Raw genomic sequence first — 7,503 nt, forward strand, 5'->3', positions numbered from 1 at the left:
CGCGCTCGGCTACGAGCTTGCTCTGGACGCAGCGGCGCGTCTCTGACAGGGAACCACGCTTCAATAGGGGTAAGGGTTCACGAATGAGCGACAAGGAGCGGCCCGAAGGGCCAATGCGGGTCGACACCGCCTTGGTGCAGAAGCTCGCGAAGATGCTCGACGACAATGACCTCAGCGAGATCGAGGTCGAGGACGGCGACCGCCGGATCGTCGTCAAGCGCAAGCTCGGCTTCGCGCCCGCGCCGGCGCCTGTCGCGGCGGCCCCTGCCCCCGCGCTCGTAGCGCAGCCCGCCCCCGCCGCGGTGGCGCCCGCCTCGGCCGACGCGAACCCCGGCGCCCATCCCGGAGCGGTCAAATCGCCGATGGTCGGCACCGTCTATCTCTCCGCCGAGCCCGGCGCCGCGCCCTTCGTCGCGGTCGGCGGCAAGGTCGAGGCGGGCGAGACCCTACTGATCATCGAGGCGATGAAGGTGATGAACCCGATTCCGGCGCCGAAGGCCGGCACCGTCCGGCAGATCTGCGTGCAGGACGCGGAGCCGGTCGAGTTCGACCAGGCGCTGGTGATCATCGAATAATGGCGAGATATATCTTCGTCATCCCGGCGAAGGCCGGGATCTCAGGACCAGAAATCCCGGCCCTTCCCCCCGAGACCCCGGCCGTCGCCGGGGTGACGAGGTAGGCATGGCGATCAGCAAGGTCCTCATCGCCAATCGCGGCGAGATCGCGCTTCGAATCCACCGCGCCTGCCACGAAATGGGCATCAAGACGGTCGCGGTCCATTCGACCGCGGATGCCGACGCGATGCACGTCCGCCTCGCCGACGAGACGATCTGCATCGGCCCGCCGCCGGCGAGCGAATCCTATCTCAACATCCCCAACATCATCTCGGCCGCCGAGATCAGCCAGGCCGACGCGATCCATCCCGGCTACGGCTTCCTTTCCGAAAATGCCCGCTTCGCCGAGATCGTCGAGAGCCACGACATCGTCTGGATCGGCCCGAAGCCCGAGCATATCCGAATCATGGGCGACAAGATCGAGGCCAAGCGCACCGCCGCCAAGCTCGGCCTGCCGCTCGTCCCCGGCTCCGACGGGCCGATCAAGGAGCTCGGCGAGGCCAAACGGATTGCCGCCGAGGCGGGCTATCCGGTGATCATCAAGGCGGCCTCGGGCGGCGGCGGCCGGGGCATGAAGGTGTGCACCAGCGAGGACCAGCTCGAGACCTTGATCAAGCAGGCCGGCTCCGAAGCGAAGGCCGCGTTCGGCGACGACACCGTCTATATCGAAAAATATCTCGGCGACCCGCGCCATATCGAGTTTCAGATTTTCGGCGACGGCAAGGGCGACGCGATCCATCTCGGCGAGCGCGACTGCTCGCTCCAGCGCCGCCACCAGAAGGTGCTGGAGGAGGCCCCCTCGCCGATCATCACGCCCGAGGAGCGCGAGCGGATGGGCGGCATCGTCGCCAGGGCGATGGCGGAAATGGGCTATCGCGGCGCCGGGACGATCGAGTTCCTCTGGGAGGACGGGGAATTCTACTTCATCGAGATGAACACCCGGCTCCAGGTCGAGCATCCGGTGACCGAGGCGATCACCGGTCTCGATCTCGTCCGCGAGCAGATCCGAATCGCGGAGGGCCATTCGCTCACCCTTCGCCAGCAGGACGTCGTCTTCCGCGGCCATGCGATCGAATGCCGGATCAACGCCGAGGACCCGGTCACCTTCGTCCCCTCGCCGGGCCCGGTGCTGCATTTCCACGCGCCCGGCGGGATGAACGTGCGCGTCGATAGCGGACTCTATTCGGGCTACAAGGTGCCGCCTTATTACGACTCCATGATCGCCAAGCTGATCGTCTACGGCACCACCCGGCAGGGCGCGATGCGCCGCCTCCGCCGCGCGCTCGAGGAGTTCGTGATCGAGGGGATGAAGACCACGATTCCCTTGCACCAGCGCCTGCTCGAGGACCCCGAGTTCCAGGCCGGGAATTATACGATCAAATGGCTCGAGGAGTGGTTGGCGCGGGAGGGCGCCGGGGCCCCGTGAGCGCCGGCGAGGCCGCCGATCCGGCCGCCAATCGCCTGATCCTGCGCGGTAGCGCCTCGGCGGTCGCCGGGCTGCTGATCCGGGTCGGCGCGCGGCTCATCTTCCTGTTCATCGCGGCGCGGCTGTTCGGGGCGGTTTTGTTCGGCGCGTACAGCCTCGCCGTCGCGATCGTCGAGCTGGCCGTCGCGGCGGGCCTGCTCGGCATGAAGCGCATCCTGTTCAAGCTGCTCGACGAGGACGAGAGCAGTCGCCCGCCGGCGCACATCGTGCTCGACGCGGCCGTCCTGGTCGGCGCGGTCAGCGCCGCTCTGGCGCTCGGCCTGATGGCGCTGCTCCTCCTGCCCCCGGTCCGCGAGATTGCGGGCGAAACCGGCTTCGCGCTGTTCCTGATCGCGCCGATGATCGCCGGCCAGGCCCTGCTTGACCTTTTCCTTGCGGCAACCCGCTGGAAGCATCGGATGCGCTACGAGGTGGTCGCCCGCAGCGTCGTCGAGCCCTGGGCGGCGCTCGCCGCAACCGCCGCCGCCTGGCTGGTGGGCTATACCGGGACGGGGCTGCTGATCGGCTATTCGGCCGGCACCCTGCTCGCCTTGGTCTATGCCTTGCTCGGCGCGCGGCGCGCTTATGGCGGCTTCGGCCTTCGCCGCTACCGGCTGCCGCGGGGACGAGCGCGGGCGATCCTCGGCGCCGGCGTCCTTCCGATGAGCACCGACCTCGTCGCCGCCTTGTTCGCGCGGCTCGATCTCTATCTGGTCGGGCTTTTCCTCGGCGAGGGCCCGGCCGGCATTTACGGCGTCGCGCGACAGATCCGTACCCCGGTCCGCCAGGTCCGGCAGAGCTTCGACGGGCTGCTGACCCCGATCGCCGCGAAGACGCTCGCGGCGCGTGGGGCCGCCGAGACCGGCGCCGCCTTCGCCTCGGCGGCGCGGCTGATCCTCGCTTTGCAGCTTCCTCTCCTGATCGCGATGATCGTGATCGGCCTGCCTCTGCTGCACTGGTTCGGGCCGGAATTCGCGGCGGGCTATTGGGCCCTGGTCTTCCTCGGCGCGGCGGAGACCATCCTCGGCGCGTTCGGGGTGAGCGAGCTCATCCTGCTCTACCGCGCGCCGCGCCTCGCGCTCGCGATCACGCTGGCGATGATCCTGGTCAATCTCGCGCTCGGCTGGGCGCTGATCGCGCGCTTCGGCATCGACGGCGCGGCGGTGGCCGTCCTCGTCGCGGTGACGGTGGGCGCATTGGTCCGGCGCGGTTCGCTCCGCCGGCTGGGCGTGCGGGTGCCGCTTCTGTTCAGCGTGGGCCCCATCGTCGCGGCCGCGGCGGGGGTCGCGGTGGGGCTGGCGGCGATGCGGCTGCTGCCGGGCGCCCAGATCGGATTCGTGCTGGCCGCGCTGGCGGCCGCGATTGCCGCTTACGCGGGGACGCTCAAGCTGTGGCTGGCCGCGACAGGCGAGACGCTGGCGCTGCGCCAGTTCCGCACCGGATAGGCGCGCGCGAAGATCGACTCGCGCCGCGCCGCGACCTATGACTGAAGCCTGTTCTCGGGGAGGGTAAGCATGCTGACCGCATTGATCGTCATCGGCGTCGTCGCCGTCGTGCTTGTGTGGGGCGTCGCGATCTACAACGGCCTCGTGCGCGTGCGCGCATTGGCCGAGGAAGGGTTTAGCGGGATCAACGTCCAGCTCCGCCGCCGCGCCGATCTGATCCCCAATCTGGTCAGCACGGTCCAGGGCTATGCCACCCACGAGCGCGAGACGCTGACCCAGGTGATCGAGCATCGCACCGACGCGACCGCCGCCAAGGGCGTCGCCGCGACCGCCCAGGCCGACGCCGCCTTCACCGGCATGCTCGGCCGGCTGATGGCGGTGGCCGAGGCCTATCCCGAGCTCAAGGCCGACGCCAATTTCCGCCAGCTCCAGGAGGAGCTTTCGGAGATCGAGGAGCACCTCCAGAGCGCGCGCCGCTACTACAACGCGACCGTCCGCGATCTGAACACCAAGATCCAGTCCTTCCCCAACGTGCTGATCGCCGGCCCGATGGGGTTCGAGCAGGAGGAATATTACCAGGACGCCGATCCCGCGATCCACGCGGCGCCGGTTGTCACCTTCGGCGCGAAGGCCTGAGGCGATGATCGCCGCCCGGCCGTTGCTGGCGCTGCTGCTCGCGGCGCTGGCCCTGCTCGCGCCCGCCGCTTCGACCGCCAAGCCGACCGACGGCATCGAGGAGCTCGTCCGCGAGGCGCAGGACGATGCCGCGCGCCTCGCCGAGAGTGTCGCCGGCGAGCGCATCCTGAGCTATGTCAGCGACGTCACGGTGACCCGCGACGGCACGCTCCAGGTCGTCGAATCGATTCGGGTGCGCGCCGAGGGCGACCGCATCCAGCGCGGCATCTACCGCGATTTCCCGACCCGCTACCAGCGCGACGGCCGCACCGTCCGCGTCGGCTTCGAGGTCGACGGCGTCACCCGCAACGGCAATCCCGAACCGTACACGACCGAGGGCATCGACAATGGCGAGCGGGTGCGGATCGGCCAGGCCGACGTGATGCTCACCCGGGGCGAGCATCTCTACCAGATAAGCTACCGCACCACCCGCCAGCTCGGCTTCTTCGACGACTATGACGAGCTCTACTGGAACGCGACCGGCAATGCCTGGGCCTTCCCGATCGACCGCGCCGAGGTGCGCATCCGCCTTCCCCAGGCCGTCGCCTTCGGCAACCGCGCCTTCTACACCGGCCCGCAGGGCTCGCAGGCGACCGACGCCGAGGTGGTCGAGGAGCGGCCGGGCGAGATCCGGTTCCGCACCACCCGGCCGCTGGGGCCCAACGAAGGCCTCACCGTCGCCGTCGCCTGGCCGAAGGGCGTGGTCGAAGCGCCGCCGCCGCCGACCGCCACGGAGCAATGGCTGAGCGAATATGGCCCGATCGGTGCCGCGATCCTCGCGCTCGGCGGGCTCGCCTTCTTCTTCTATTATGCCTGGAAGCGGGCCGGGCGCGGGCCGATCCCGGGCACAATCGTCCCGCTCTTCGCCCCGCCGAAAGACATGAGCGCCGCCGCGGTCCGCTACGTCAAGCGCATGGGCTTCGACAATCGCTGCTTCGCCGCCGCGATCGTCGAGAGCGGGGTCAAGGGCAAGATCCGGCTGGTCGAAACCGAAGGCGGCTTCTTCTCCGGCAAGAAGCTCCGCATCGAGAAGACCGGCGAGCCCGACGACATGCCACCCGCCGAGCGCGGCATGCTCCGCTCGCTGTTCGGCAGCGGCGATTCGATCGAGATGGACAAGAAGCACCACGCCACCTTCCGCGCCGCCCAGGCCGCGCTGCGCGAGCCCTTCGAGGCCGCCTACAAGGGCAAGCTCTTCCTCGCCAATCTCGGTTGGGCCTTCGCCGGGCTGATGATGCTGTTCATCGCGATGAACTTCGTCGGCCTGATCGTGGTCGCGGCCGATCCCTATGGCGAGCCCGGCGGCGCGCTGGTCTCGGCGCTCGGCCTCGGCCTTCAGCTACTCGCGATCGGCGCGGCGTCGAAGTCCCGCATGGTGGCGAAGGACGGCAGCTGGCTGCTCGCCATCGCCGCGATCCTGCTCGGCATCCTTGGCCTGCTCATCCTGCTCGGCACCTTCTCCTTCGCGGCCGATGCCGGCGGTGTGCTCTGGATGCTCGCGCCGCTGCTCGCTTTGCCCCTGGTGATCTCGGCTTTCTGGTGGATGGCGGCGCCGACCCGGGAGGGCCGCAAGGTGATGGACGAAATCGCCGGCTTCGAGCGCTATCTCTCCGCCACCGAGGAAGCGCGGCTGGAGACGCTCCACCCGCCCGAGAAGACGCCGGACTTGTTCGAGCGCTATCTGCCTTATGCGATCGCGCTCGGGGTCGAGAACAGCTGGGCGGCGCGCTTCGCCTCGGTGCTCGCCGCGGCAGCGGCCGATCCGAACCGGCGGGACAGCCAGATGGGCTGGTATTCGGGCAGCAACAACGCCTGGTCCAACCCCGGCATGTTCGCCACCGCGGTCGGCGCCAGCCTGGTCAGCAGCACCGCGGCCGCCTCGACCGCGCCGGGATCGAGCAGCAGCTCGGGCGGCGGCGGCTCCTCGGGCGGCGGCGGCGGGGGCGGCGGGGGCGGCGGCTGGTAGGATGAAGCGGCTCTTCCCCGTCCTGATCCTCCTCGCCGCCGGCGCGGCGCTGGCGCAGGACGCGACGAGCGCGGCGGACCTTGCCGGGCGCTATACGTACAGCTTCCGCAACGGCGATATTTCCGGGGCGCGCTTCACCAGCACGGACAGCGTCATCGTCGTCGCGACCGGGCCGGGCGAGGCCTATGTCGAGCTCGATCTCAACTTCTTCAACGGCCATCAATGCAGCATCGGCGGCATGGCGAGTTTCGAGGACGGCCGGCTGGTCCATCGCGACGCGGAGATGCCGAACCATGACGGCGTGCCGTGCCGGCTCAGCCTGTGGCGCGACGGCGACCGGCTGCGCTGGACCGACGGCGAAGGCAGCTGCCGGGCCTTTTGCGGGGCGCGCGGCAGCCTCACGGACGGCGAGATGCGCTGGTCGAGCCGCCGCGCGATCCCCCGCGCGGAACAAAATCGCATCCTCGAGGAATATGAGCGGACACGGGACCTGCCATGAAAGCCACCATCTACCACAACCCGCTCTGCGGCACCTCGCGCAAGACGCTGGAGATCCTCCGCGAGGAGGGCGCCGACGTCACGATCGTCGAATATCTGAAGCATCCGCCTTCCGCGGCGGAGCTCATGCGGCTCTATAGCCGCGCCGGAATCTCCCCGCGCGACGGCCTGCGCGCCAAGGAACAGCTCGCCGAGGACCTCGATCTGATCCACGGCGCGGTCAGCGACGACGCGCTCATTGAGGCGATGGTCGAGAACCCGATCCTGATCAACCGGCCGCTGGTCGAAACCGAAAAGGGCGTCGTCCTCGCGCGGCCACAGGACAAGGTGCGCGAAATTCTCTAGCCTGCCGGCGCGATGCTGGACCTCGATCTGCTGCTCAAGGCCTATGCGGTCGGCGTCTTCCCCATGTCCGATGGGCGCGAGGCCGAGGACGTCTTCTGGGTCGAGCCCAAAAGGCGGGCGATTCTGCCACTCGATCGGTTCCATCTCTCGAGATCGCTGCGCAAGACGCTGAGATCGGGCGCGTTCGAGGTGACGCGGGACCGGGCGTTCGAGCGGGTCGTGCGCCGCTGCGCCGAGCGCGAGGACACCTGGATCAACGGCGCGATCGAGGCGAGTTACGTCGCGCTCCACGATCGCGGTCACGCCCATTCGGTCGAGGTCTGGGCGGAGGGCGAGCTGGTCGGCGGGCTCTACGGGGTCCAGCTCGGCGGCGCCTTTTTCGGCGAGAGCATGTTCTCGGAGCGCCCCGATGCCTCGAAGGTCGCGCTCGCCTGGCTGGTCGCGCGGCTCAGGGTCGGCGGCTTCGCCCTGCTCGACTGCCAGTTCATGACCGAG

8 protein-coding genes are annotated in these 7,503 nt (G+C 69.2%); all 8 read left to right on the forward strand.

Annotated features, from left to right (window positions below):
• Positions 1-83: 83 nt before the first annotated feature.
• A complete protein-coding gene (accB, locus tag ACT4N8_RS01260; RefSeq protein ID WP_444856322.1) occupies positions 84-575 on the forward strand; it encodes an acetyl-CoA carboxylase biotin carboxyl carrier protein in 492 nt (163 codons plus the stop codon).
• Between the two features lie 106 nt (positions 576-681).
• Positions 682-2,040, forward strand: a complete 1,359-nt coding sequence (gene accC, locus ACT4N8_RS01265; RefSeq protein WP_444856323.1) for an acetyl-CoA carboxylase biotin carboxylase subunit — start codon at positions 682-684, stop codon at positions 2,038-2,040.
• Entirely contained in the window at positions 2,037-3,524 is a 1,488-nt protein-coding gene (locus ACT4N8_RS01270) for a lipopolysaccharide biosynthesis protein (RefSeq protein WP_444856324.1), read from the forward strand. The genes accC and ACT4N8_RS01270 overlap by 4 nt, the downstream gene beginning before the upstream one ends.
• Positions 3,525-3,593: 69 nt before the next feature.
• Positions 3,594-4,160, forward strand: coding sequence for a LemA family protein (locus ACT4N8_RS01275; protein ID WP_444856325.1), 567 nt, complete (start codon positions 3,594-3,596; stop codon positions 4,158-4,160).
• A 4-nt stretch (positions 4,161-4,164) separates the two neighbouring features.
• On the forward strand, positions 4,165-6,165 hold the full coding sequence (locus ACT4N8_RS01280) for a DUF2207 domain-containing protein (RefSeq protein WP_444856326.1): 2,001 nt from the start codon (positions 4,165-4,167) through the stop codon (positions 6,163-6,165).
• Between the two features lies 1 nt (position 6,166).
• On the forward strand, positions 6,167-6,664 hold the full coding sequence (locus ACT4N8_RS01285) for a hypothetical protein (RefSeq protein ID WP_444856327.1): 498 nt from the start codon (positions 6,167-6,169) through the stop codon (positions 6,662-6,664).
• Positions 6,661-7,008 carry an arsenate reductase (glutaredoxin) gene (gene arsC / locus ACT4N8_RS01290; RefSeq protein WP_444856328.1) on the forward strand — a complete coding sequence of 116 codons (348 nt, stop codon included), beginning with the start codon at positions 6,661-6,663 and terminating at the stop codon, positions 7,006-7,008. The genes ACT4N8_RS01285 and arsC overlap by 4 nt, the downstream gene beginning before the upstream one ends.
• Before the next feature lie 12 nt (positions 7,009-7,020).
• Positions 7,021-7,503 (forward strand): leucyl/phenylalanyl-tRNA--protein transferase (gene aat, locus ACT4N8_RS01295; RefSeq protein ID WP_444856329.1); only part of this gene is annotated, 483 nt, incomplete at its 3' end.

This window comes from Sphingosinicella sp., assembly GCF_052387495.1.
In the GTDB taxonomy this organism is placed as follows: Bacteria; Pseudomonadota; Alphaproteobacteria; order Sphingomonadales; family Sphingomonadaceae; genus Allosphingosinicella.

Coding starts and splice junctions, on each gene's coding strand:
- accB (WP_444856322.1), top strand. CDS start 84: ATGAGCGACAAGGAGCGGCCCGAAGGGCCAATGCGGGTCGACACCGCC.
- accC (WP_444856323.1), top strand. CDS start 682: ATGGCGATCAGCAAGGTCCTCATCGCCAATCGCGGCGAGATCGCGCTT.
- ACT4N8_RS01275 (WP_444856325.1), top strand. CDS start 3,594: ATGCTGACCGCATTGATCGTCATCGGCGTCGTCGCCGTCGTGCTTGTG.
- ACT4N8_RS01280 (WP_444856326.1), top strand. CDS start 4,165: ATGATCGCCGCCCGGCCGTTGCTGGCGCTGCTGCTCGCGGCGCTGGCC.
- ACT4N8_RS01285 (WP_444856327.1), top strand. CDS start 6,167: ATGAAGCGGCTCTTCCCCGTCCTGATCCTCCTCGCCGCCGGCGCGGCG.
- arsC (WP_444856328.1), top strand. CDS start 6,661: ATGAAAGCCACCATCTACCACAACCCGCTCTGCGGCACCTCGCGCAAG.